Source organism: Defluviitalea phaphyphila, assembly GCF_001466305.1.
In the GTDB taxonomy this organism is placed as follows: Bacteria; Bacillota; Clostridia; order Lachnospirales; family Defluviitaleaceae; genus Defluviitalea_A; species Defluviitalea_A phaphyphila.
In genome coordinates this window covers 1-24925 of record NZ_JWID01000009.1, presented here as the reverse complement: position 1 = coordinate 24925, position 24925 = coordinate 1, and the positions used below count along the sequence as shown (strand labels likewise).

Below are 24925 nucleotides of genomic sequence, written 5' to 3'. Positions count from 1 at the left end.
TAGAATATTCTTAAAATTGTATTTATAATATTTTTTATTGCATAATTTATTTTATAGACTAAAGAAGCATATCGTATTATTTTATAAGTTGTCTGTTTTAAGCTTATAATATATGAAGTTTACTACTTTATATCTATATATCTTATTTTGTCTTAATTAAAAATTTAAAATATTTTTTTGTTAAATGAATTTATTACATTATATTCCTTCAAAATAAAAAATAATGCATTTAAAAATGCATTATTTTTCTTCCATTATTTTTAACTTTTCTTCATTCTTTGGCTGATTAGAGTTAACTGTTATAATCTCTTTTTCTGGATATCTAAGACAAGCGAGTTTCCCTCCAAAAACACAGCCTAAATCTATGTCTATAGTATTATTTATCCATTTTGCTTCTAATACAGGAGTATGTCCATAGACAATCATAGCTTTTCCTGTGTAATTTTTTGCCCAATCTTTTCTAATAGGATATCCTTTTTCATCTTTTTCTCCTGTTATATCTCCATATAAACAAAATTTTTCAACTCTTTTATCATACCTTCCAATTAAAGATTCTTTAATACCTGCATGAACTACTATTAAATTTCCCTTATCTAAAATCCAATAATCTGATTGACTTTCATAAAAATTAATATATTTATTCCTAAAAATATCTTTCTCTGTTTTTGAAAGATTTTCATATTCTTCTATGGTATTTTCAAGTCCATTAGATATTTGAACATTTCTTCCTAATAGATATCTATAAAATTTATTACAGTGATTACCATGTACATATAATGCAAGATTTTTTTCAACTAAGTTCATAATAAGATTTATAGTCTTTAAATTTTTAGGGCCTCTATCGCTTAAATCTCCTAAAAAAATTAATTTTCTTCCTTCTTTATGAATATATAAATTATTTTTTTCAACATAATCTAATTTTTTCAGTAAAGAAATTAATTCATCATAACATCCATGAATGTCTCCTATAATATCAAAAGGCCCTTTTTCATTTATATGTTCTTTAGGCTTCATAAGTTTCTCTCCATTTCATATCATTATTTAGAATTTTATATTTATCTTTTGCTTTGAATATAAAAAATATTATATATGTTTTAATATATACTTTCTATATAGAAAATATATAATAATTCAAATTTTTCCCCACTATTTAACATAAGTTTTTAATAAATAGTGGATAACTTTTATGTTATCCACATTGTCCACAAACTTATCCACACCTATATTTGCTATTTTTCAATACTTATTTCATTTTTCCACATATTCCACAAATATATTGTATACATATTTTTTTTGTGGATATATACATATTTAGTATACATAATTTTCAACTTATTATTTTGTCATAAAGTAAAGTTTTATACATACATTTATAGATAAGAAGATATTGTCAATAAGAAGGAGGTATCCTATGAATTATTTAAATCAAAGTAATTATGGGCTTCAAGATATTCCTGAACCCTTTAGAGGTCAACATAAAAACTCGTATAATTTAACTTCTACTTCTAATTTAACCTCTAATGAAACTTCTATAGAAACTAAAACTCAAAATATATCAAATACTAATAAAGGTTTTAGTATAGAAGATTTTATTTTAGTTTTACTTATATTTTTTATATTAACTGATTATAAATAGCTATTTAAAAAGCCCTATGGGCTTTTTATTTATGTAACATTTAATTTTTTTTTTCATAAAATATAACATACAGAAGAAAATTCTTTTTATATATTTTAATTCATAGGCTGAAAGGAGGTGCTATAATGTCAAACACAAAAGGAATTTATGGTGGATATAGTATTATATTTTTATTTTTCTTTTTATTAATGTTTAATGAAGGGCATGGTTCTAAGTTTGACAATTCACTTTTCTTCTTCTTATTAATATTCTTAATTTTATTTGGTGGATTTGGATATTCTTATTAAAATAATAATGAACAGAGAATGTACACATTCTCTGTTCATTATTATTTTTGTTGTTCATAGTTTTTCTGTACTATAACTTGTTGTAAATCTTTTTGAATACTTTTTGCAGTTCCCATTATATTCATTAATTCTATCATTTTATCTATATTAATTTGAGCTTTTTTATTCATAAAAGGCTTTACTGCCTGCATTAACATAATTTCTTTTGTTGGATTATTAATAGTTTTTGCTTTATGTTGAGAAATTAATTCATTAATTTTTAATATATATTTATCATTTAAAATATTTTTTATTATATTAGTTATTTCTACTATATCATTTCTTATATAATTTTTGTCAGTTATTATATCAGTAATTTCATTGATACTAGTATCTTTTTCCATCATTCATCCTCCTTTCTAATAATTTTTGAATATCAATTAGTCCCCATCCTTGTTGCTCTTGCGGAAAATTTAAATCATTAGTGCAATCTTTAAGATAAAGTTTTACATCATTAGGTGTCATATATGGATTTTTTTCAATTAAAAGAGTTAATGCGCCTGCAACCATGGGAGTTGACATTGATGTACCACTTTTTTTTACATAAAACTCTTTTAATTGTTTCATTGGCAATTGTCCATTTTTTGGAATATATTTAGTATCAGAAGCACAAGACATAATATTAGACCCTGGAGCTACAACATCTGGTTTTTTTATACAAGCCTTAGTAGGTCCCCTTCCTGAATAATTTGATATAATATCTCCATGAATATCTACTGTTTTTTGATCGTCTGAGGCTCCTACTGTAATTACCTTCCTACTAATTCCTGGAGATGTTATACTTTTATTTTTAGGACCATCATTCCCTGCTGCTACAAGCATAATAATCCCTGCATCCCAAGCTGCATTTACTGCTCTTACCATAGGGTCATCTTCTCCTTGATTATCAGGACTTCCTATAGATAAATTTGCTACTTTTATATTGTATTTTTCTTTATTATCTATCATCCATTGAATTCCCGCTAAAACATTAGATGTGCTCCCACTTCCTTTTTCATTTAATATTTTAATTCCTATTAAATTACATTCAGGAGCTATTCCTTTATATTGTCCATTAGACTTTAATCCATTACTTCCTATTATTCCTGCCACATGAGTACCATGTCCGTTATCATCATATGGAAGTGAATATCCATTTACAAAATCTTTAAAAGCAATAAGTCTATTTTTAGGATAGATAAAATCATCATGGGGATATATACCTGAATCTAAAACTGCAACCCCTATTCCTCTACCTGTATAGCCTCTTTCTTGTGCAAAATCAGTTTTAATAACCTTTCTTGCAATATCCATTTGTGCTGTAATATGAGAATCATTGTGAACCTTTCTAACTCCTTTTAACTCTTTTAATAGATTAAGATTTGTTTTTGGTATTTCTACTACATATGAATCAATCATAGGAAGTCTATATTTAACTTTCCCTATTTTTCGTATTTTGTTTTCTTTTTCATCATCCATACTACATTCAATAATAACTTGAACAGTTTCTTTAGTAAAAGACTTTGTTTTAGTTAATCTGTTATGTCTATTCATCTGTTTTATAGCACTTAAAAAAAGCATTAAAAATGCATAATTCATATTTCCACTCCCTTCTTTACACTTCTATAATAAATGTATTACTCTACTAAATAATGTATTAAAATATTTTTATTTAATTTATATTTTTTAAATATTTAAAAATATAGTTTGTCCTAATTTGCTTCTTTTTTCATTATTATGTCATTTATCTTTAACTGCTGCATAAAATATAAACAAGAAACAAAATTTAAAGGAGGTTTTTTAATGGCAGAATCTCAATCCTGCAGCTACAACAACAATTACACTATTTTCTTCCTTTTATTCTTCCTTCTCTTATTTAATGATGGAGGTCATTTTGGAGGATGTGCCAATGATGAAGCTACCGCCACTGGTTATGGAGGATTTGGGGAAAATGGACTTTTCTTTTTCCTTTTAATCTTCTTACTCTTATTTAATAACAATGGATGTGGATCATATTAAAAAGCAGAGGATTCCTCTGCTTTTTGCATTTTTTATTTATTTGTTAATAATAAAATAAGTATTATAAATATTATTCCTTTTTCATTTCCTAAGAAAAATGACTGCTGTTTTTCTCGCATACAAGCTTCGTCTATTTCATATATTCCATCTTCTTTTATTAAGACTTCTTTATTTTTTTCATTTAAATAATCATTTTTTTGTTCCTCGTTTTTTTGAATTTGTATGTTTTTTATTTTTTCATTAAAACTTTGAACTGTTCTCATCATGTTCATAGCTTCTATAATATTATCAATTTGTGAATGATTATTAGTATCTATAAACGGCTTTATCGCTTGAAGTAGAGAAATTTCTTTTGAAGGATTCTCTTTTATTTGGTTTTTCCCATTTTCGATAAAATTTGTAATCTTGTCAATGTATTTTTTTTTAAATATATCTTTAATAGTATTAATCATTTCTTTTATATCTTCATTTAAATCTATATTTATTCCTAGTAAATTTTCCATATTATTTACTAATGGATTAACTTCCATTTTTCTCCTCCTTAAAATATAAAATTTTCTTATATTAATGTATGATACCTTTTAAAAATATGTTCTATTTATATTATAAGATTCTTTCTGTTAAAAAATTGTAATTTTTCTTTCATATTGCACATAAGTTTATTATAAATATTCTATATTTTATACTTTTAACAAAGGAGGCAAATTTATGTTTAAAGAAACTTCAGATCCTCCAGAAATTTCTGATAACTATAAAGAAGAAAATTCTCTAGATTTTTCTAAAATGCTCGAACTATTTAATTTATTTTCCACTATTTTTTCTAATAATGATAATAAAGATGAAAATAAAGATAAAGTTGATTTTAATGATAAAAATATTCAACCTAATTTTAAAACTCCTGATACAACTCCAACTATCTTGTTTGATGAATCTATTCATAATCAACAATTAAAAGTTATTAAAGCTGCTATTCCATATCTAAGTTTTTCACATCAAAGAATGCTTGGAATATTAGTTAAATCTTTAGAATTAAAAAGAGTCTTTGATATTTATAAGATTAATGAAAATCCTTTATCATCTACTAGTATTAAATCTAATCCTAATTGGAAATTGGATATGCTAAATTCTATTAAGCTTCATTGCAATAAGGAAAAACAATATGTTGTAGATATGTTAATTAAAATCATGGATATAGGTGAACTTATGAAAAAAATAAATGAATTAAAATTTAATAAATTAAAAAATACTGAAGAGGTCAATCAAAGCCCTAATCAAAAAGAAGAATTGATTAAAGCTTTTACTCCTATGCTTAATGATAATCAAAAACAAATTTTTAATATGCTTAATATGATTATGGAAGAAAATAAAATTATGTCTAAGGAGGATTATAATGGATAAGAATAAAGATGTTTTAAAAAATTTAGATCCGGAAATGATAAAAGAAACTCAAGAAGTGATAAATAATCTTAAAGGAAAATCAAATCAAGAAATAATGGAAGAATTAATTAAATTATCAAATCAAAAAAAACAATCTGGAAAAAAACTTACTAAAGAACAAAGTGCTGCTATTTTACAGGCTATGAAAGAATGCCTTCCACCAAATAAAAGAAAACAATTTGAAGCCATGGTAAAATTAATGGAAATGATGAATAAATAAAAGCTATAGGAAAACCTATAGCCTTTATTTATTCATATTTATATTTAATAGTCGTCTTCATCATAGTATCCTGCTTCGTATTCTCTAGTCCAATCTTTTTTTCTAGTTCTACTATTGGATATTTTCATTCTTCCCTTCTTTTTTTTCTTTCCTAAATTTAATTCCATCTCTTTTCTTTTTTGGAATTCTGCTTCTTTCTGAAGTTTTTTCATTCTTTCATAACGTTCAAATTCTGTTTCTTTTTTTGACACCACTATTCTCCTCCTATTAATATTAAGAACAATATCATTATTATTCATAAATAGGAGTGTGTCAATATATTAAGTTAAAAATTTATTATTATTTTAATGCTGAAATAAAATATTCAAAACTATTTCCTTTATTAGTTTCTCCAAAAAAACGATAAGCTGGTTCTATTGTATTTTCATTTTTAGAATTTAATACATATACTAAATCTATCTTTTTTATATCTATCTGAATATTTTCTTCTAACGGTATCTGTTTTAATTCATTATAGGCTTTTTTTATAGATTTTATTTCAATTGATTTAATGGGTTCATATATTAATTTATAATGTTCAATATTCAAAATTTCCCCTCCATAACTTATATCTACTTTTGTATAATAGCTATAATTTAAAATACCTTCTAATGTATTAACAAATCTAATTTGATATATGTTTTTATAGAATATATCCTCTACTAAAATTTTTTGATAATTACAATTAAGATTTAAGGTTTTAATAAAATTAATTGCATTTTCTATGGCTTTTTCTTTAGTTATTTTATTATCTTCTTTTTTACTATCATAATTCTTATATTGTATTAATCCGTCATTTTTAGATAATATTAACTCTACATTTTTATTACTTATTTTAAATTCTGTAGGTGTTTCTTGTATCGTTCCTTTTATATTAAGTTTTTTCATATAATACTCTACGTCTTCTACATTGTTCTTTATTCCTCTAGCTTTATAAATTTTCATGTGACTAATCATATAATTTTTTAGAGGAATATTTAAATCATAAATTGCTTTAGAAGATTGTCTTAATATATAATTTATTTCATTATTTATTAATTTTGCTTGTATAAGTTCAATATTATCATTAATAAAATAAAGTAATGGAATAATAATTATAGAAAATATAATGAGAAAACAATTTAATTTTTTTAAATTCATTTTTAACTTTAGTATTGCCTCCTTAATTAGTTTAGTTTTTATTATTGTAGGCAATATAATTAAAAATATGTAAAATAAAAAATGCTGATTTATTTCAAAAGGAAATAAATCAGCATTTTTATTTTATTTATTTTACAACTAAATTAACAATTTTACCTGGAACATAAATTTCTTTTATAATATTCTTACCATCTAATTTCCCTTCTACTAAAGCTTTTGCTTTTTCTAATACAGATTCTTTTGCTTCATCGATTCCTATTTCTATTGTCCCTTTTAATTTTCCATTAACTTGAACTGCTATTTCTATAGAATCTTCTTTCATTTTTTCTTCATCATAAACAGGCCATGATTGTTTAAATACTGATTCATTATGTCCTGTTAATTCCCAAAGTTCTTCAGATAAATGAGGAGTAAATGGTGCTAAAAGAATAATCATAGTTTCTATAGTTTCTTTATCTAAGCCATTAGATTTTTTTGCAATGTCTATTAATTTGTTTGTATATTCCATAAATCCACTAACTACTGTATTAAGATGGAATTCATTCATTCTAGTGGTAATTTCATAAATTAATTTATGTCTTGTTCTTTCCATTTCTTTAGTAGCTTTTACATTAGAATCCTTATTATCTATAATAAGTTTCCAAACTTTATTTATAAAACGGTATACTCCATCTATTCCCCTATCATCCCATTCAGAATCTAATTCTGGAGGACCAACAAACAATTCATACATACGAAGAGAATCTGCACCATATTTTTCTACTAACTCATCAGGAGATACTACATTTCCTTTAGATTTACTCATTTTAGCTCCATCTTTTGTAATCATTCCTTGATTAAACAAACGTTTGAATGGTTCTTCAAAATCTACTACTCCTATATCATATAAGAATTTAGTATAAAATCTAGCATAAAGAAGATGTAATACTGCATGCTCTATTCCACCAACATAAATATCCACTGGAAGCCATTCTTTCATTTTTTCTTTACTTATTAATTCTTTATCATTGTGAGGATCTGCATATCTAAGGAAATACCAAGAAGACCCTGCCCACTGAGGCATTGTATTTGTTTCTCTTTTAGCTTTGCCACCACATTTTGGGCAAGTAGTATTAACCCATTCTTCAATAGCAGCTAAAGGAGATTCCCCAGTACCTGTTGGTTCATAGGATTCTACTTCTGGTAGGGTAACTGGCAATTCTTCTTCTGGTACTGCAACTGCTCCACATTTTGGGCAATGTATAATTGGAATAGGTTCACCCCAATATCTTTGTCTTGAAAATACCCAATCTCGTAATTTATAGTTAACAGTCTTTTCCCCTATGCCTTGTTCTTGAAGGTAATTTGCAATAACTTCTTTTGCTTCTTTAGAAGAAATTCCATCAAAAATTCCTGAATTAATCATTATTCCATCTTCTGTATAAGCTTCTGTTAATTCTTTTTCTTCTTCTCCCTCTTTTTTTATTACCTGTATAATTGGGAGGTTAAATTTACGAGCAAAAGCAAAATCTCTTTCATCATGAGCTGGAACACACATAATAGCTCCTGTCCCATAATCAGCTAATACATAATCTGAAATCCAAATAGGTATCTTTTTCCCATTTAACGGATTAATAGCATAACTACCTGTAAATACTCCTGTTTTTTCTTTATCTGCCATACGGTCTACAGCAGATTTAGTTGAAGCTTTAAATACATATTCTTCAACAGCTTGTCTTTGTTCATCTGTAGTAATTTCAGATACCATTTCATGTTCTGGAGCTAAAACCATAAATGTTGCCCCATATAAAGTATCTGGTCTTGTTGTGAAAACTTTTATTTTTTTATCTAAACCATCTACTTTAAAATCAATTTCTGCTCCATAACTTTTTCCAATCCAATCTGTTTGCATTTTCTTAACTTTCTCAGGCCAATCTAAATCTTTTAAATCGTTAAGAAGTCTTTCTGCATAGGCTGTAATCTTTAACATCCATTGTCTAAGGTTTTTCTTTGTAACTACTGAACCACAACGTTCACAAGTTCCTCCTACTACTTCTTCATTAGCTAAACCTGTCTTACAGCTAGGACACCAATTAATAGGCATCTCCTTTTCATAAGCTAGACCTTTTTCAAACATCTTAACAAAAATCCATTGAGTCCATTTATAATACTCTGGGTCAGTTGTATTAATTTCTCTATCCCAATCATATATTGCACTAATTTCACGCAATTGTCTTTTAAAATTGGCAATATTTCTTGCAGTTCCTACTTTTGGATGAATTCCTTTTTTAATAGCATCATTTTCTGCAGGCAATCCAAAAGCATCCCATCCCATAGGGTGAAGTACATAATAATTTTGTAATACTTTGTATCTACTCCATACATCACTTAATACATATCCTCTCCAATGGCCTACATGTAGTCCATTTCCTGAAGGATATGGGAACATATCTAAACAATAATATTTCTTTTTTCCTTCTCCATCTTGATTAATAGGATTTTCTTTCCATATTTTGCGCCATTTTTCTTCTATTTTTTTGTGGTCATAACGCATAACGCTCTTCCTCCTAAATTAAATTTAAAAAACCCTTCGTCTTTATTTAGAGACGAAAGGCTTATTTCGCGGTACCACTCTAGTTTATTCTCTCTACAAGAGAATACACTTTATTTCCTTTAACGGGGAATACCGTCTTCACCTACTTAAATTTCAGTGAGAAACTCCAAGGGGAGTTCAATATTTCTTGATACTGTTTCGCACCACCCAACAGCTCTCTGAAATCTTAGAAATATCTACTAGTCCTTTTCACTGTCTTTATCCATATATTTTTTGATGAAATTATATCACAGGGCATTTTAAAATTCAAGGTTATACCAATTTTTATTTTATCTTTTAATGTATTAATAATTAATTATGCTCCTTTTTTCCTTTCTTCTATCACCTTTTGCTGTACATCATGTGGAGCTTCTTCATATCTAGCAAATTCCATGATAAAACTTCCCCTGTCTTGAGTCATAGAACGTAAATCTGTTGCATATCTAAACATCTCTGACATAGGTACTTCTGCTTCTACTTCTTGATATTTCCCCTTAGGATTCATACCTAAAATTTTTCCTCTTCTTTTATTTATATCCCCTATTATTTCTCCCATATATTCATCAGGCACAGTTACTACTACCTTTACAATTGGCTCAAGAATTACTGGTTTAGCTTTTAAAAGTCCTTCTTTAAAAGCTATAGCTGTTGCTATTTTAAATGCCATTTCTGATGAATCTACGGGATGATAAGACCCATCAACTAAAGTTGCTTTTAATCCAACTACTGGATATCCTGCTAATACCCCATGTTTTACACATTCTTGAAGTCCTTTTTCAATAGCTGGGAAATATTGTTTTGGAACTGCTCCCCCAAATATTTTTTCTTCAAAAACAAAGGGTACCTCTAAATCTCCTGAAGGCTCAAATTCCATCCATACATCTCCATATTGACCATGTCCTCCTGATTGTTTTTTATGTTTACCTTGTACTTTAACCTTTCCTTTAATAGTTTCTCTATAAGGAATAGTAGGAGGAAGTAATTCTACTTCTATCTTAAATTTAGATTTTAATTTGTTAATAATAACATCTAAGTGCTGTTCCCCTATACCATATATAATTTCTTCATGGGTTTCTTTATTTAAGAACACATGCAAAGTAGGGTCTTCTTCCATAAGTTTTTGAAGCCCAGAAGACATTTTTTCTTCATCACCTTTTCCTTTAGGAAATACTGCCATATTCATTAAAGATTGAGGAAATTCTATTTCAGGATATATAATAGGTTTACTAATATCTGATAAGGTATCTCCAGTCATAGTATTACGTAATTTAGCAACAGCACCTATATCTCCTGCTCTAAGTTCTGACACTTCTATTTGTTCTTTCCCTTTAAGAACATATAAATGAGAAATCTTTTCCTCTAAATCCTTTTTACCGTTATAAAGAATATTATCTGCTTTTATTATTCCTGAACATACTTTAAATATAGAAAGACGTCCAATATAAGGATCTACTATGGTTTTAAATACAAACATAGAAGCGGCTTCTTTTTCATCACATTTTCTTTCTTCTATTTCTTTTGTCTTAGGATTTTCTCCTTCTAAAGAACCCTTACTTTCACTGTAAGAAGGCATATAATTTATTATAGAATTCAGTAATACTTCTATTCCTGTATGGTTTAAAGCAGTACCACATAAAACTGGGACAATACTTCCATCTAATACTCCTGTATGTAGTGCTTCTTTTATTTCTTCTTGAGTAAATTCTTCTTCATTAAAATACTTTTCCATAAGCTCTTCACTAGTTTCTGCTACTGCTTCTAAAATCATATCCCTAACAGGATTTATTTCATCTTCCATCCCCTCTGGAACAGGACAAGATTTAACACTTCCGTCAACAAATCTTCTACCTTCCATCTTAACAACATTAACGAATCCTACAAATTTACCGCCTTCTTTAATAGGTACTTGAAAAGGCGCAATACTTTTCCCAAATTTCTCTTTTAACTGTTCTAATATTTTAGTTAAATTTGCATTTTCATCATCCATTCCATTTACAAAAATCATTTTAGGAAGTTTTTCTTTTTCTGTATATTCCCATGCTTTTTCTGTTCCTACTTCTACTCCTGATTTTGCTGAAACAACAATAATAGCTGAATCTGCTGCCCTAAGAGCCTGTTTTACTTCTCCAACAAAGTCAAAATATCCTGGAGTATCTAAAATATTTATTTTATATCCTTTCCATTCTATAGGAATAATAGAAGTGTTAATAGAAACTTTTCTTCTTATTTCTTCACTATCATAATCACTTACTGTATTTCCTTCTTCTACTTTCCCTTGTCTTTTTATTTGTCCTGCAACATATAGCATAGCTTCCGAAATAGTTGTCTTACCACAACCCCCATGTCCTAAAAGGATAGTATTACGAATTTGATTCATATTATAATTTTTCATTGCAGTCCCCCCCAAATTTATTTTAAAATTTTAAAAATAAAATTCATTTTCTGTATATTAAATATATTCTACATAATAAAAAATTTTCCTTCTCTTTTTTTATTTTTTATTTAAAATATTTTATTTTTATATTATGTTCTTTGTTAAATTCCCCATATATTTACTGCCAGTAATAATTTAATTAAATTAATATATAATTGACAGGTATAATTTATAAGTGTAAAATGTTTAAAACATTCTAATTATCGAATTTAATAATATTTAAGGAGGCTTTTTCATGATTGTTGTAATGCGCCATGATGCTACTGAAGAAAATATTCAAAACGTAATAAAAACAATTGAATACTGTGGATTGAAAACTCATTTATCTAAAGGCTCAGAAACAACTATTATTGGAGTAATAGGAGATAAATCAAAACTAAATAAGTCTAATATTGAACTTTTACCAGGAGTAGAAAAATTAGTTCCTATAACTGAGTCATATAAATTAGCTAATAAAAAATTTCATTTAAATCCTTCTAAAATTAAAGTACGAAATTGTGAAATTGGTGGAGAAGAAATAGTTATAATGGCTGGTCCTTGTGCTATTGAAAGTAAAAAACAACTTCTTGAAGCTGCTCACGCTGTAAAAAAAGCAGGAGCTCAAATACTTCGTGGTGGAGCTTATAAACCTAGAACTTCTCCTTATTCTTTCCAAGGGCTTGAAGAAGAAGGTCTTAAATATATGGCAGAAGCTAGGGAAGAAACAGGACTTGCTATTGTTTGTGAAGTAACTAGTCTTCAAGCTGTCGAAACAGCTGCTAAATATGTAGATATGATGCAAATAGGAGCAAGAAATATGCAAAATTTCCAACTTTTAAAAGAAGTTGGAAGAACTAATATCCCAGTATTATTAAAGAGAGGACTTTGTGCTACTATTGAAGAATGGTTAAATGCGGCTGAATATATTATGAGTGAAGGTAATCCTAATGTAGTTCTTTGCGAAAGAGGAATTCGAACTTTTGAAACAACTACAAGAAATACTTTAGATATTAGTGCTGTACCGGTTATTAAAGCAAAAAGCCATCTTCCAATTATTGTAGATCCAAGTCATGCCAGTGGCATTCGTTCCTTAGTTAATCCTTTAGCAAAAGCTTCTATTGCTGCTGGTGCTGATGGGTTAATGATTGAAGTACATCCTAATCCTACCTGTGCTCTTTCTGATGGTCCTCAATCTCTTAATCCTTCTGATTTTTCCAATCTTTGTACAGAATTGAAACCACTAATTAGACTCATGGGAAGAAGTTTTAATGGAGATTAATAAAGTTGGAATTATAGGGCTTGGACTTATTGGAGGATCATTAGCAAGAGCATTAAGGATAAAATCTAGAATTAAAAATATTGTTGCTTTAGATATAGATGAAAAATCCCTAAAACAAGCATTTGATGATGGAATTATTACTAATTTTACAACATCTGTTGACGAAACTTTTTCAAATTGTGATATTATCTTTATATGTACTCCCGTTAAAAAAATTTCTAATTATGTTAAAGAACTTCTTCCTTTTATAAATAAAGAATGTATTATTACTGATGTAGGAAGTACAAAAAATGATGTAGTCAATACATTAAATACTTATTTAAACGAAAAAAATATTTATTTTATTGGAGGACATCCTATGACTGGTTCTGAGAAAACTGGTTATAAGGCCTCTAAAGTATATTTATTTGAAAATGCTTATTATATTCTGACCCCACAACCTGAGACTCCAAAAAATATATTGAAAAAATTAAAAGAGCTTATTTCTTCCTTGGGTGCTATACCAGTTATTCTTTCTCCCGAATATCATGATTTAGTTACAGCTTCTATTAGCCATGTTCCTCATATTATTGCTTCTGCTTTAGTAAATATGGTTAAATCTTTAGATGATGAAGATAAATATATGCATAAACTAGCTGCTGGAGGATTTAAAGATATTACCCGTATTGCTTCTTCTTCTCCTGAAATGTGGCATAATGTTTGTATAACTAATCAAGAACAAATATTATTTGTTCTTGATAAATTTATAAATATTCTAACAGAAATTTCTTATCATATTAAAAATAAAGATGATGATTATATATGGAAATTTTTTGATGATGCAAAACGTTATCGTGATACCTTTTCTAATAGAAATCCAGGACCTTTTATAAAAACTTATGAAATTATTGTAGATATATTAGATAAACCAGGAAGTATAGCAAATATAGCTACACTTCTTAGTAATAATGATATCAATATTAAAAACATAGGAATTATTAATAATAGAGAAGACGGAAGAGGAGTTCTTCAAATAATATTTGACACAGAAGAAGATCAGAAAAAAAGCATTAAACTTTTAAGAAGTATGAATTATAATATACATGTAAATTAGGAGGAAAAAAATGGTTATTGAGCCTAGAGATAATATAAAAGGAATTGTTAATATTCCAGGAGATAAATCTATTTCCCATAGAGCTATTATGTTAGGTTCTATTTCTGAAGGTAAAACAGAAATTACAGGTTTTTTAATGGGAGCTGATTGTCTATCAACCATAGAATGCTTTAGAAAATTAGGAATTAAAATAGAAATTACTAAAGAAAAAGTAATTGTCCATGGTAAAGGACTTTTTGGGCTTTCTGCTCCCTCAGATATTTTAGATGTAGGTAATAGTGGCACAACTATAAGACTTATGACAGGTTTATTATCTGCTCAAAATTTTTCTTGTAAAATTACAGGAGATGCATCTATCAGAAAAAGACCTATGTTAAGAGTCGTAAATCCTCTTAGACAAATGGGAGCTAATATAGATGGAAAAGAAAATGGAAAATATTGTCCCCTCTACATAAAAGGAAATCAGTTAAAAGGAATAACTTATAAACTCCCTGTTGCCAGTGCTCAAGTAAAATCTTCAATTTTACTTGCCTCCTTATATGCTGATGGTAAAACTACTATTATAGAACCTACAGCTTCAAGAAATCATACAGAAATTATGCTTAATTATTTCGGAGGAAATATAATTAAAAATAACTTAGAAATTATATCTACTCCTGTTGAAAAACTTATAGGCCAAAAAGTAGAAGTTCCTGGAGATATTTCTTCTGCAGCTTATTTCATTGCTGCCGCCTTACTTCTTCCAAACTCAGAACTTTTAATTAAAAATGTAGGTATCAATCCCACTAGAGATGGAATTATTACTGTTTTTAAACAAATGGGAGGAAATATTGAATTATTAAATAAGAAAAATACATGGGGAGAACCAGTAGCAGATATTTTAGTTCGTTCTTCAAAACTTCATGGAACAGAAATAGGAGGAAATATAATTCCTAAACTTATAGACGAAATTCCCATAATAGCTGCTACAGCTTGTTATGCAGAAGGAAAAACTATCATAAAAAATGCAGAAGAATTAAAAGTAAAGGAATCTAATAGAATTAGTACTATGACATCAGAGCTTCAAAAAATGGGAGCTTCTATTAAAGAAACAGAAGATGGAATGATAATAGAAGGAAAAAGCTCATTAAATGGTTCTATAGTAGAAAGCTATAATGACCATAGAGTTGCTATGTCCTTAGCCATAGCTGCTTTAAAAGCAAATAATAAAACAATTATTAATAATAGTGAATGTATAAATATTTCTTTCCCTAATTTCTTTTCTATCTTAAATAGTCTTTAAATAAGTTTCTAATTATATCTTGTTTGCACATTTTTTTATAATAGATTATAATGTATATATAAATATGCCTTGATTTAATATTTGGAGGGTGAAAAATGATTAAAACAACTATTGTAGCGTTAGGAGATAGCCTTACTTATGGGCATGGTGTTCCAAAAAATGTGAACTATGTTGAAAGACTTGAAAAATTTATGCCTCAATATTTTCCAAATATATCATGGCATATTTATAATAGTGGCGTCTCTGGAGATACTACAAGAGAAGCCCTTAAAAGATTAGAAAAAGATGTTCTTAATTACCATCCTAATATTGTTTTTATTTTATTTGGTTCTAATGATTCTGCTATGAATGATAAACAATTTAGGTCCTTAGAAGAATATGAAAATAATCTTAGAGAAATAATTACAAAAATAAAAAAGCATAATAACCGCACAGGATTAAATAAATGTATACCTATACCTATTTTAATAACTCCTCCACCAGTTATAGAAGAAATCCGTTCTCCTATAAGAACTAATAATAGATTAAAACAATATGGATATATTGTAAAAACTTTAGCTAAAGAATATCACTGTCCTTTAATTGATTTCTTTAGTCACGTTATAGAAAATGAAAATTATAAAGAACTTATATCAGAAGATGGACTCCATCTAAGTAAAAAAGGATATGACCTTCTTTATGACCTTATTTTTTCTGAACTAACCAAGCTCATAAATTATGAAGGAGTACTTAAAGACTGGGATTAATATCACAAAATATAAGGCTATATAACTAAGTTTTGCTTAGTTATATAGCCTCTTATTATATTATAGGAATAAAACTTTTTATTATACTACAATTCCCTACTATGCTATAATCTCCTATATTAGCAGGTATAAAAAATGAATCTCCAGCATTAAAAGATTCTTTTCCCTCTTTATATAGTATTTCTCCACTTCCTTCTATTGCCATAAGTAAATCAAATTTTTCTCCACTTAATTTTTCTATACTCTCTTTTTTTATAGTTATAATTTCTGTTTCAAAATATTTACATGATACTAAATGATTTCTTATATTTTCTCCTTCTTTAACTATTTTCCCTATTACCTTTTCTTTACCTGTAACATCAGATAAGTCAGCTACATCTAAAGCTTTTTTAATATGAAGCTCTCTTGATTTTCCATTAGAATCTACCCTATTCCAGTCATATACTCTATATGTAGTATCTGAATTTTGCTGTATTTCTGCAATAAGAAGTCCTTCTCCAATGGCATGAATAGTTCCTGATGGAATAAAGAATACATCCCCTTTTTTCGCTTCTACAAAATTTAAAAGCTCTTCAAGAGTTCCCTCTTCTATGGCTTTTTTAAATTTTTCTTTAGTTACTCCCGGTTTGACTCCATACACCAACTTAGCTTTTGGTTTAGCGTCTAAAACTATCCACATTTCTGTTTTCCCTAATTCTCCTTCATGTTCTTTTGCATATTCATCATTTGGATGAACTTGAACTGAAAGTTTATCTGAAGCATCTATTATCTTTACTAAAAGAGGAAATTTTTTTAATCCTTCTTTTCCTATTTTATTTCCTAAAGCTTCTATACCATATTTATCAATTACTTCTTTTAAACTTTTCCCTTTTAAGAAACCATTGGAAACAGTACTTGTTCCATTTTTATGACAAGCTATTTCCCAGCTCTCTCCTGTTCTATCCGAAGGAATATTTTTACCAAATACTTCTCTTAGTCTTTTCCCTCCCCATATAGGTTCTTTATATACTGGATTAAGTTTTAAAGGATACAACATAGCAACAACTCCTTTTATTTTTTAGTTTTAATTTTTTGTCCTCTTTTAATACTTAATTGCAACTTTCAAAATAACTAACTTTCTCTTTATTATAAATTAAAAGTTATAAATATTAATTAATAATCAAACTTAAGCTTTATATATTAGATGCAATTGCTATTCCTATAATAATTCCTAACATAGTTCCTATGGTTGATAGTCTTCCTCTCCACATTTCTTTTGATTCAGGAAGTAATTCTCCACAGGTGACATAAAGCATAATACCTCCTGAAAAACCTATTGACAAAGTAACAAATAATAAAGATACTTCGCTAATTATATACCCTAAAATACTTCCTAATCCCATGGGTATAGCAAATATAAATGAATATAATATAATTTTTCTCTTTTTTATTCCTCCTTCTCTTAACGGTATTGCTATAGCTATTCCCTCTGGAATACAATGTAGTGCAATAATAATAGCAAGCCTTATTCCTGCATAAAAAGAAATTGTAATCAAAGACCCTATGGCTATTCCTTCTGGCATATTATGAATAGAAATTACAAATCCCATTAAAAGTCCAGTTTTAAGATACTTTATTTTTTTAGATGACTCTATTTTTTTAATATAATTAATAACTTTATTATCTAATTTTACCATGATTATAATTCCTAATATCATTCCTATAATCCCAATATATAAGCCTCCTCTTTCAAAGGCTTCCGGTAATAGGTCAAAACAAACAATTGATATCATTAATCCTGCTGTAAATCCCATAATCGTTCCTTGAAATCTTTTACCTTTTTTAGATGTTAAAAATGAAAGTATAACTCCTACTAATATTCCTACAAATCCAGCTATATATCCTGTAATAAAAACATTAATTATTCCCATATAAATCCCCCCATAAGAAATTATCTCTTAGTTATCTTATGGGGGTAATTTAATAAATAGAATAATTAATTAATTTTCTATAACTCCTTTAATAGAATAAATTGGAACAGAAAACATAATTCCTTTACCAGGTTTTTTTATATCCATATTTAATATAGCTTCAACAGCATCCATAGCTTTTATGACTGTTTCTTCATCCTTTATCAATGAAAATATTGTTTTCCCATAGGTATCTATATTATCTATACTCCTCATTGTACCACCAACCATGGGAATATATATATCATCTAAACTATATAAACTTGCTGAACCTATAGAATCTAATACAGTAGCTCTAGTAACATTAATTTCTTTTAAAGCTTTAAGTACAGACTTTAAATACTTAGCACTTCTTAATACTATAAAAAGAACATATCCTTTTGGCTTCATATTCTCGCCCCTTTTAAATAAACTTTAATAATATTCACTTTTAAATTCCTGATTTAAAAGCTTTTTATTTTCTCTACTTTCAATATGTCTATGAAGTTCTCCACCTCTCATATGAGTAACAGGTAAAACAAACATAATTCCTTTATTAGGTTTTTGCATATCTCCACCTAAAATTCTTTCAACTTGGTCCATTACATATTGAACTTGTTCTTCCCTTTCTATCACAGAAAAAATTGTTTTATTGCTTTGTATATCTCCATCTAAAGACTTCATTAATCCTCCTATTAAAGGAACATTATAAATTCCTTTATCTTGAAGAGTCCTAGCTCCCATGCTATCAATAACAGTAGCTCCTCTAATACCTAAATGCCTTATTTTCCCTAAAATTTCTGCTAAATGTTCCGTTTCATTTAACACAATAAATAATACATACATATTATCCTCTCCTTTTATTAAAAATTAGAAGTTACTTCTTCCTTACTAAATAAAAATTTTAAAAGTGGAGGAGTAACTATACTTGAAATAACTACTAATAATACAACACTTGTAAATGTTTCTTTAGTAATAAAATTTTTAATCATACCTTGACTTGCAACAATTAAAGCTACTTCTTCTCTAGCTATCATACCAGCTCCTATTTGTATGGATTGTTTTAAATTAAATTTCGACATAAGAGCTCCTAATCCACATCCTATAATTTTCCCTAATATAGCAATTATCGAAATTACTAAAGCATATTTCCAGTATGCTAATATATCAGATGTTAACTTTACCTTTAATCCTATACTTATAAAAAAAATGGGTGTGAATAAAGTATATGCTAATACCTGTATTTTATTAGCTACTTTATGTCCATAGGGAGTGGTAGAAAAAATGACTCCTGAAATATAGGCTCCTGTAATAGCTGCTATCTCAAATCTTTCAGATATAAAGGATAATAAAAAACATAATATAATAGCAAAAGTAACTATTCTCTCACTCCAAGCCCTTCCGTGAGCAAATTTAGTAACAAGTTTAGATATAATAAATCCAAATACAATTGATGATATGAAAAATACTATGATCTTAATAATTAACATAATAATATTACTATTAGATGAAGGATTTATTATTCCTGTAATAGTAGCTAATAAAATAATCCCTAAAACATCATCTATAATAGCTGCCCCTAATATAGATACTCCTTGTTTACTTGATATTTGATTCATATCCCTTAAAACTGATACAGAAATACTAACGGATGTAGCTGTTAAAATAGTCCCTATATATAATGCAAATAGTAGTTTTTGATTTGTTGAACCACTAGGTAAATATTGAGGAAACATAAAATATGGAACTACAGTACCTAATATTAATGGAAGTATAACTCCACCTATGGCAATAATAGATGCTCTTTTCCCTGATGTTTTTAATTCATTTATATCTGCCTCCAAACCTGCAAGAAACATAAGAAAAATAACGCCTATTTCTGACATAGTATGAATAAGTTCATCTTCTCCATTTATTAAACCTAATACTGTAGGTCCTAATATAATTCCAGCCAAAATTTGTCCTAATACTTTAGGCATCTTTATCAAACTAACAATCCATCCGCCAACTAAAGCTGAAATTAATAAAATAGATAATTCTAGTAGGTATTGTTTATCCATTTTTTCCTCCTACTTTAGATTTTTACTTTAATTATATAACTATTATACAAAAATTACAATTATACTTATTGAAATCTTATATAAATTTATTAATAAAATACTGCAACTTTATAAAGTTGCAGCTTAAAATATCTAATGTACATTATCAAGATCTGCTTTTCCTACTTCTCCAGATTTTATTACAGCATATTTAGTACATAAAGGTCCTATTAATTCAGTAATAACTGTTGTAGCTAAAAGAATTGTTATTACCATACTTCCTATTTCCCCATACTGAGCAAATTCTTTGGCAATAACCATAGCAAGACCAACAGCAACTCCTACTTGAGATAATAAACCAAATCCTACATATTTTTTTACAACAGAATTTGATTTTGATATAGTTGCTCCTATAGAAGCTCCTAATACTTTGCCTAATATACGGAAAATGGTATAAACTACACCATACAATCCTATTTTCATAAGAAGATGTACATCTAATCTAGCCCCTGCAAGTACAAAAAAGGCAGTATAAACAGGCGGTGAAATATTATCTAAAATGGAAAATACCCTTCTTTTATGATTAGAAAAATTAGCTATCATAGTTCCCATTGCCATACATGTAAGAAGAGCAGATAATCCAAGTTTAGAAGCAATTCCACTTAAAATTAAAATAGTTCCTATTGCAACTACTAAAATTTCATGGGATTCTTTTACTATTTTTAGTATAAATACAAATCCTATTCCAACTAAACTTCCTAAAAGAAGCGAAAAAAATATTTCTTCTACTGGAGCTACAAGAGTTTTTCCCCAAGATATATTATCTGCATGAGAAAATAAAACTTTTGAAATCGAAGAAGCTATAGCATAAATCATTAGACATATAGCATCATCAATAGCTACTACCGCTATTAGAGTACTAGTTAATGGCCCTTTTGCTCTTAATTCATTTAAAACCATAACTGTTGCAGCTGGAGCTGTTGCTGAAGAAACGGCTCCTAAAAGTAAAGCTGAAGGTAAATCAAGACCAACAATTAAAAGTATACTTGTTACAAACACAAAAGCTGTAAAAGCTTCAAAAAAAGCTATAATAGGTATACTTTTACCTACCTTTTTTAATGTTTTCCATTCCAATTCTCCTCCAATGCTAAATGCAATCAACCCCAATGCAACATCTGAAACGGGGCTCAGTGCATTTAACATTGTATCAGGAACTATATGAAGTAACGATTTCCCAATAACCAATCCAGCTATAATATATCCTCCAACAGCAGGGATTTTTGCTTTTTGAATTAATTTTCCTACTATATATCCTGATATAAGAGCAATTCCGATAGCTAATAAAGCATTCAAACTAAATCCCTCCTAACAACATTTATTATTAAGTACTCTTAAAAATCTATAAAAAGGCCTAGGCGTCTAACCTAGGCGTCTTATATTTTATACACTATTTTTTAATTTTTCTGTTTGGTCCACTGTAATAAGATTATCTATAATTTCATCTATTTCTCCATCTAATATACTATCTAATTTATGAAGAGTAAGACCTATTCTATGGTCTGTTACTCTCCCTTGAGGAAAGTTATAAGTACGAATTCTTTCATTTCTATTACCTGTTCCTACCTGACTTTTTCTTGCTTCTGCCAATTCCTTTTGTCTTTTTGCTTCCTCTATTTCATATAGTTTTGCTCTAAGTACTTTTAATGCTTTTTCCTTATTTTTAAGCTGAGACTTTTCATCTTGACAAGTAACAACTAATCCTGTTGGTAAATGGGTGATACGAACAGCAGAATCTGTTGTATTAACACTTTGTCCACCATTTCCAGAAGACCTAAAAACATCTATTCTAAGATCATTATTATTAATCTCTACATCTACATCTTCTGCCTCAGGAAGTACCGCCACTGTAACTGTTGATGTATGAATCCTTCCTCCAGATTCTGTAACAGGTATTCTCTGAACTCTGTGTACTCCACTTTCATATTTTAACCTAGAATAAGCACCACTTCCTTGAATCATAAATACAACTTCTTTAAAACCTCCAACTCCTGTTTCATTACTGCTCATAATTTCTACTTTCCATCTTCTTCTTTCAGCATATCTTGAATACATTCTAAATAAATCTCCAGCAAAAAGAGCTGCTTCATCTCCCCCTGCTCCTCCACGAATTTCAACTATAACATTTTTCTCATCATTAGGATCTTTAGGCAAAAGAAGTATCTTTAATTCTTCTTGAAGTTTTAATATTTTTTGTTTATTTCCTGATAGTTCTTCTTTAACTAATTGTTTGAAATCTTCTTCTAAATTATCTTCTAAAAGCATATTAGCTTCTTCTATAGCTTCTTTTGTTTTTTTATACTCTTTATACTTTTCTACTAAAGGACGCATATCACTATATTCTTTCATCATTTTTTGCCATTCAGACTGATTATTTATTATTTCAGGATCACTAATTTTTTGAGACAAAATTTCATATTTTTCTACTATTTCATCTAATTTATCAAACATACTATTCACCTCTACCCCTTTATTCCAAAAACAATTCTATCAAAACCTGCCAAATCTTTTTTTATATTAACATTTATAAAACCATGAGATTTTAATATATTAGATACCATTTTCCCCTGATTATATCCTATTTCAAACATTAATATACCTTTAGGTTTTAAATACTCTATACTTTCTCTAGTAATAATACGATAAAAGTCTAAACCATCTTCTCCTCCATCTAAAGCTTTAATAGGCTCATATTTTTTTACTTCTTCCATAAGATTGTCTATATCTTTTGTGGGAATATAAGGAGGATTTGATATAATCATGTCTAATTTATCCTTAATAGATATATTTTTAAATAAATCACTATTAACAAATTCGATTCTATCATCTACGCCATTTATTTTTGCATTATATTTTGCTACTTTTAATGAATCTTTAGAAATATCAGAAGCTATTACCCTACTTTTAGGAAGAAAATATGCTATACTAATCCCAATGCATCCTGAACCTGTACACATATCTAAAATATCATATTTTTTTTCTTTATCTAAAATCTCTAATACTAATTCTACTAAATTTTCTGTATCTCTTCTTGGAATTAAAACATTTTTATTAACATAAAAAGGTAATGACATAAATTCCTGCTTATTAATTAAATATTGAATAGGTACTCTTTTAGCTCGTTTACATATCAATTCTTTATATTTTATTTCATCTTCTTTTAAAACCTCATCTTCTGAATGAGTAAAAAGTTGAACCCTAGATAAATTAAGTACGTGGCAAAGAAGTATCTCACTATCTAAAGCCCATGTCTCTATTTTTGAATCTCTTAATATGCCTTTTCCTTGGGTTAAAATTTCTTTAATAGTTTTCTTCATCCTCTAGAACCCTTTCTAACGCCACTATTGCCACTTCAATTTGTTCGTCGTCTGGTTCTCTTGTTGTAAAAACCCTTTGCAACCACATGCCAGGAATACTAATAATATTAGCTAATTTGGAATTAGACTTTCTTGCCCATCTAATAACTTCATAAGATATTCCAGCAATTAGTGGAACAAATATAATTCTACTAAAAAATCTCATCCATACATTTTCAACATTAAAAATTATAAAAACAAAAACACTTATAAGTATTACTATAAGTAAAAAACTAGTACCACAACTTTTATGAAGGCGACTATGTTTTCTTACATTTTCAATAGTTAGTTCTTCTTCATGTTCTAAACAGTTTATAGTTTTATGTTCTGCTCCATGATATTCAAATACCCTTTGTATATCTTTCATCTTTGAAATGAAATAAATATAAGTTAAAAAAATTGCTATTCTAAAAAACCCTTCTAATGTATTTTGTATCCAAATACTTTTAAATATATTTCTAAATAACCTAGATATTAAAAAAGGTGACACCATAAATAAAGCAATCCCTAAAAGAATAGCTATAAATATAGAAAATCCTACTACATAATCATCTAATTTATCTCCAAATTTCTTTTTAAGATAATTTTCAAATTTAGAAGGCTTTTCATCTTCTACTTCAAAAAATTCTGCTGAATAAGTTAAAGTTTTTATTCCAATTATCATGGAATCGATAAAGGTTGCTATTCCTCTTAAAATAGGAAGTTTAAATATAGAATATTTACTTATAATCCCTGTTACTGGTTTTTTGTCTACAACAATTTCTTTATTTAACTTTCTAACTGCTACCGAATAGGATTTTGTACCACGCATCATAACCCCTTCAATAACAGCTTGCCCTCCTACATTAATTCTTTTCATTTATTCACCTCTATCTAATAAAATTAAAAAAAGGGTGAGTGCAGCCCCTCAACCCCTTATCCTTATTGCTCTTGTGAAATACCATATTTTTTATTAAACTTATCAATTCTACCTTTTGCTGCTACCGCCTTTTGTTTACCTGTGTAGAATGGATGACATTGTGAACAAGTTTCAACTCTTATTTCTTTTTTTACAGATCCTGTTTTAAAAGTATTTCCACAGTTACATATTACTGTAGCTTCTCCATAATTAGGATGAATATTAGCTTTCATGGTTTCACCTCTTTCAAAATCTAAATCTTTATATCTTTATTTTTTATATATTAATTTCCATGTCTCTTAGCGACAACGTTCACATTATAGCACAAGTATATATTTCTTGCAAGGGGTGGGGTTTTATAATTTATAGCTTTTTTTCAATTCTAAATTGCAATATTAAATGCAACACTTATGTTTAGTAGAAATCATGCTTGATTTTAGGTGTTAAAGTATAAAATTAGCCTTAA

Annotated in this window: 27 protein-coding genes and 1 other annotated feature; of the genes, 9 read left to right on the top strand and 18 right to left on the bottom strand. The window is 28.0% G+C overall.

Going from position 1 to position 24925, the window contains the following annotated elements; all coding sequences use genetic code 11:
- Window positions 1–240: 240 nt before the first annotated feature.
- Window positions 241–1014, bottom strand: coding sequence for a metallophosphoesterase (locus OM90_RS07360; protein ID WP_058486251.1), 774 nt, complete (start codon window positions 1012–1014; stop codon window positions 241–243).
- 397 nt (window positions 1015–1411) lie between these two features.
- Between OM90_RS07360 and OM90_RS07355 the strand changes: the two genes are divergently transcribed.
- Window positions 1412–1636 carry a hypothetical protein gene (locus tag OM90_RS07355; protein ID WP_058486250.1) on the top strand — a complete coding sequence of 75 codons (225 nt, stop codon included), beginning with the start codon at window positions 1412–1414 and terminating at the stop codon, window positions 1634–1636.
- Window positions 1637–1761: 125 nt separating this feature from the next.
- Window positions 1762–1923, top strand: coding sequence for a hypothetical protein (locus OM90_RS12760; protein WP_160323643.1), 162 nt, complete (start codon window positions 1762–1764; stop codon window positions 1921–1923).
- A gap of 41 nt (window positions 1924–1964) precedes the next feature.
- Here the strand turns inward: OM90_RS12760 and OM90_RS07350 are convergent, their stop codons facing one another.
- Together OM90_RS07350 and OM90_RS07345 are read right to left on the bottom strand one after the other, a co-directional pair.
- Window positions 1965–2306: a hypothetical protein gene (locus tag OM90_RS07350; protein ID WP_058486249.1), complete on the bottom strand. Its 342-nt coding sequence runs from the start codon at window positions 2304–2306 to the stop codon at window positions 1965–1967.
- On the bottom strand, window positions 2290–3255 hold the full coding sequence (locus tag OM90_RS07345) for a S8 family peptidase (RefSeq protein ID WP_058486318.1): 966 nt from the start codon (window positions 3253–3255) through the stop codon (window positions 2290–2292). Before OM90_RS07345 ends, OM90_RS07350 begins: the two co-directional genes overlap by 17 nt.
- A gap of 489 nt (window positions 3256–3744) precedes the next feature.
- On the opposite strand from OM90_RS07345, the gene OM90_RS07340 reads away from it, so the two are divergent.
- Window positions 3745–3960, top strand: coding sequence for a hypothetical protein (locus tag OM90_RS07340; protein WP_058486248.1), 216 nt, complete (start codon window positions 3745–3747; stop codon window positions 3958–3960).
- Window positions 3961–3992: 32 nt separating this feature from the next.
- Here the strand turns inward: OM90_RS07340 and OM90_RS07335 are convergent, their stop codons facing one another.
- Complete coding sequence (locus OM90_RS07335) at window positions 3993–4490, bottom strand: hypothetical protein (protein ID WP_058486247.1); 498 nt, start codon at window positions 4488–4490, stop codon at window positions 3993–3995.
- 178 nt (window positions 4491–4668) lie between these two features.
- Between OM90_RS07335 and OM90_RS07330 the strand changes: the two genes are divergently transcribed.
- Together OM90_RS07330 and OM90_RS07325 are read left to right on the top strand one after the other, a co-directional pair.
- Window positions 4669–5358, top strand: coding sequence for a hypothetical protein (locus OM90_RS07330; RefSeq protein ID WP_058486246.1), 690 nt, complete (start codon window positions 4669–4671; stop codon window positions 5356–5358).
- A complete protein-coding gene (locus OM90_RS07325; protein WP_058486245.1) occupies window positions 5351–5617 on the top strand; it encodes a hypothetical protein in 267 nt (88 codons plus the stop codon). Before OM90_RS07330 ends, OM90_RS07325 begins: the two co-directional genes overlap by 8 nt.
- Before the next feature lie 44 nt (window positions 5618–5661).
- Here OM90_RS07325 and OM90_RS07320 read toward each other — a convergent pair whose 3' ends face one another.
- The 4 genes from OM90_RS07320 to fusA all read right to left on the bottom strand — a co-directional run bounded on the left by OM90_RS07320 (window position 5662) and on the right by fusA (window position 11760).
- Window positions 5662–5871: a hypothetical protein gene (locus tag OM90_RS07320; RefSeq protein WP_058486244.1), complete on the bottom strand. Its 210-nt coding sequence runs from the start codon at window positions 5869–5871 to the stop codon at window positions 5662–5664.
- An 85-nt stretch (window positions 5872–5956) separates the two neighbouring features.
- Entirely contained in the window at window positions 5957–6796 is an 840-nt protein-coding gene (locus tag OM90_RS07315) for a hypothetical protein (RefSeq protein ID WP_058486243.1), read from the bottom strand.
- A gap of 127 nt (window positions 6797–6923) precedes the next feature.
- Window positions 6924–9329, bottom strand: a complete 2406-nt coding sequence (leuS, locus tag OM90_RS07310; RefSeq protein WP_058486242.1) for a leucine--tRNA ligase — start codon at window positions 9327–9329, stop codon at window positions 6924–6926.
- Between the two features lie 45 nt (window positions 9330–9374).
- Window positions 9375–9591: a binding site (T-box leader), on the bottom strand.
- Between the two features lie 93 nt (window positions 9592–9684).
- Complete coding sequence (gene fusA / locus OM90_RS07305; RefSeq protein WP_058486241.1) at window positions 9685–11760, bottom strand: elongation factor G; 2076 nt, start codon at window positions 11758–11760, stop codon at window positions 9685–9687.
- Between the two features lie 277 nt (window positions 11761–12037).
- Here fusA and aroF point away from each other — a divergent pair, with 277 nt between their 5' ends.
- From aroF to OM90_RS07285, 4 genes are all read left to right on the top strand, one after another.
- Entirely contained in the window at window positions 12038–13060 is a 1023-nt protein-coding gene (gene aroF, locus OM90_RS07300; RefSeq protein ID WP_058486240.1) for a 3-deoxy-7-phosphoheptulonate synthase, read from the top strand.
- Window positions 13050–14153, top strand: a complete 1104-nt coding sequence (locus tag OM90_RS07295) for a prephenate dehydrogenase (protein ID WP_058486239.1) — start codon at window positions 13050–13052, stop codon at window positions 14151–14153. Before aroF ends, OM90_RS07295 begins: the two co-directional genes overlap by 11 nt.
- 10 nt (window positions 14154–14163) lie before the next feature.
- Entirely contained in the window at window positions 14164–15435 is a 1272-nt protein-coding gene (gene aroA / locus OM90_RS07290) for a 3-phosphoshikimate 1-carboxyvinyltransferase (protein ID WP_058486238.1), read from the top strand.
- A 95-nt stretch (window positions 15436–15530) separates the two neighbouring features.
- Window positions 15531–16181 (top strand): SGNH/GDSL hydrolase family protein, encoded by a 651-nt coding sequence (locus OM90_RS07285; protein ID WP_058486237.1) that lies wholly within the window; start codon window positions 15531–15533, stop codon window positions 16179–16181.
- 55 nt (window positions 16182–16236) lie between these two features.
- On the opposite strand, the gene OM90_RS07280 is transcribed toward OM90_RS07285, so the two are convergent.
- The 10 genes from OM90_RS07280 to rpmE form a co-directional block, all read right to left on the bottom strand.
- The gene (locus tag OM90_RS07280) at window positions 16237–17217 is read right to left on the bottom strand and encodes a type I phosphomannose isomerase catalytic subunit (protein ID WP_330381849.1); all 981 of its coding nucleotides are present in this window, start codon (window positions 17215–17217) and stop codon (window positions 16237–16239) included.
- A 136-nt stretch (window positions 17218–17353) separates the two neighbouring features.
- Complete coding sequence (locus OM90_RS07275; RefSeq protein ID WP_058486236.1) at window positions 17354–18091, bottom strand: ZIP family metal transporter; 738 nt, start codon at window positions 18089–18091, stop codon at window positions 17354–17356.
- A 69-nt stretch (window positions 18092–18160) separates the two neighbouring features.
- Window positions 18161–18520, bottom strand: a complete 360-nt coding sequence (locus OM90_RS07270; RefSeq protein ID WP_058486235.1) for a hypothetical protein — start codon at window positions 18518–18520, stop codon at window positions 18161–18163.
- Window positions 18521–18544: 24 nt separating this feature from the next.
- Window positions 18545–18955: a hypothetical protein gene (locus OM90_RS07265; protein ID WP_058486234.1), complete on the bottom strand. Its 411-nt coding sequence runs from the start codon at window positions 18953–18955 to the stop codon at window positions 18545–18547.
- A gap of 17 nt (window positions 18956–18972) precedes the next feature.
- Window positions 18973–20169: a cation:proton antiporter gene (locus OM90_RS07260; protein WP_058486233.1), complete on the bottom strand. Its 1197-nt coding sequence runs from the start codon at window positions 20167–20169 to the stop codon at window positions 18973–18975.
- A gap of 132 nt (window positions 20170–20301) precedes the next feature.
- Complete coding sequence (locus tag OM90_RS07255) at window positions 20302–21501, bottom strand: cation:proton antiporter (protein WP_058486232.1); 1200 nt, start codon at window positions 21499–21501, stop codon at window positions 20302–20304.
- Window positions 21502–21588: 87 nt separating this feature from the next.
- A complete protein-coding gene (gene prfA / locus OM90_RS07250) occupies window positions 21589–22656 on the bottom strand; it encodes a peptide chain release factor 1 (protein ID WP_058486231.1) in 1068 nt (355 codons plus the stop codon).
- 11 nt (window positions 22657–22667) lie between these two features.
- Window positions 22668–23522: a peptide chain release factor N(5)-glutamine methyltransferase gene (gene prmC / locus OM90_RS07245; RefSeq protein WP_058486230.1), complete on the bottom strand. Its 855-nt coding sequence runs from the start codon at window positions 23520–23522 to the stop codon at window positions 22668–22670.
- Complete coding sequence (locus tag OM90_RS07240; RefSeq protein ID WP_058486229.1) at window positions 23506–24420, bottom strand: DUF1385 domain-containing protein; 915 nt, start codon at window positions 24418–24420, stop codon at window positions 23506–23508. Before OM90_RS07240 ends, prmC begins: the two co-directional genes overlap by 17 nt.
- 62 nt (window positions 24421–24482) lie before the next feature.
- Complete coding sequence (gene rpmE, locus OM90_RS07235) at window positions 24483–24692, bottom strand: 50S ribosomal protein L31 (protein WP_058486228.1); 210 nt, start codon at window positions 24690–24692, stop codon at window positions 24483–24485.
- Between the last annotated feature and the right edge of the window lie 233 nt (window positions 24693–24925).

Coding starts and splice junctions, on each gene's coding strand:
- OM90_RS07325 (WP_058486245.1), top strand. CDS start 5,351: ATGGATAAGAATAAAGATGTTTTAAAAAATTTAGATCCGGAAATGATA.
- fusA (WP_058486241.1), bottom strand. CDS start 11,760: ATGAAAAATTATAATATGAATCAAATTCGTAATACTATCCTTTTAGGA.
- OM90_RS07345 (WP_058486318.1), bottom strand. CDS start 3,255: ATGGATATTGCAAGAAAGGTTATTAAAACTGATTTTGCACAAGAAAGA.
- OM90_RS07330 (WP_058486246.1), top strand. CDS start 4,669: ATGTTTAAAGAAACTTCAGATCCTCCAGAAATTTCTGATAACTATAAA.
- OM90_RS07260 (WP_058486233.1), bottom strand. CDS start 20,169: ATGGATAAACAATACCTACTAGAATTATCTATTTTATTAATTTCAGCT.
- OM90_RS07350 (WP_058486249.1), bottom strand. CDS start 2,306: ATGGAAAAAGATACTAGTATCAATGAAATTACTGATATAATAACTGAC.
- OM90_RS07360 (WP_058486251.1), bottom strand. CDS start 1,014: ATGAAGCCTAAAGAACATATAAATGAAAAAGGGCCTTTTGATATTATA.
- OM90_RS07280 (WP_330381849.1), bottom strand. CDS start 17,217: ATGTTGTATCCTTTAAAACTTAATCCAGTATATAAAGAACCTATATGG.
- OM90_RS07270 (WP_058486235.1), bottom strand. CDS start 18,520: ATGAAGCCAAAAGGATATGTTCTTTTTATAGTATTAAGAAGTGCTAAG.
- OM90_RS07340 (WP_058486248.1), top strand. CDS start 3,745: ATGGCAGAATCTCAATCCTGCAGCTACAACAACAATTACACTATTTTC.
- OM90_RS07285 (WP_058486237.1), top strand. CDS start 15,531: ATGATTAAAACAACTATTGTAGCGTTAGGAGATAGCCTTACTTATGGG.
- OM90_RS07315 (WP_058486243.1), bottom strand. CDS start 6,796: ATGAATTTAAAAAAATTAAATTGTTTTCTCATTATATTTTCTATAATT.
- OM90_RS12760 (WP_160323643.1), top strand. CDS start 1,762: ATGTCAAACACAAAAGGAATTTATGGTGGATATAGTATTATATTTTTA.
- leuS (WP_058486242.1), bottom strand. CDS start 9,329: ATGCGTTATGACCACAAAAAAATAGAAGAAAAATGGCGCAAAATATGG.
- aroA (WP_058486238.1), top strand. CDS start 14,164: ATGGTTATTGAGCCTAGAGATAATATAAAAGGAATTGTTAATATTCCA.
- OM90_RS07335 (WP_058486247.1), bottom strand. CDS start 4,490: ATGGAAGTTAATCCATTAGTAAATAATATGGAAAATTTACTAGGAATA.
- aroF (WP_058486240.1), top strand. CDS start 12,038: ATGATTGTTGTAATGCGCCATGATGCTACTGAAGAAAATATTCAAAAC.
- OM90_RS07275 (WP_058486236.1), bottom strand. CDS start 18,091: ATGGGAATAATTAATGTTTTTATTACAGGATATATAGCTGGATTTGTA.
- rpmE (WP_058486228.1), bottom strand. CDS start 24,692: ATGAAAGCTAATATTCATCCTAATTATGGAGAAGCTACAGTAATATGT.
- OM90_RS07355 (WP_058486250.1), top strand. CDS start 1,412: ATGAATTATTTAAATCAAAGTAATTATGGGCTTCAAGATATTCCTGAA.
- OM90_RS07265 (WP_058486234.1), bottom strand. CDS start 18,955: ATGTATGTATTATTTATTGTGTTAAATGAAACGGAACATTTAGCAGAA.
- prmC (WP_058486230.1), bottom strand. CDS start 23,522: ATGAAGAAAACTATTAAAGAAATTTTAACCCAAGGAAAAGGCATATTA.
- OM90_RS07295 (WP_058486239.1), top strand. CDS start 13,050: ATGGAGATTAATAAAGTTGGAATTATAGGGCTTGGACTTATTGGAGGA.
- OM90_RS07240 (WP_058486229.1), bottom strand. CDS start 24,420: ATGAAAAGAATTAATGTAGGAGGGCAAGCTGTTATTGAAGGGGTTATG.
- prfA (WP_058486231.1), bottom strand. CDS start 22,656: ATGTTTGATAAATTAGATGAAATAGTAGAAAAATATGAAATTTTGTCT.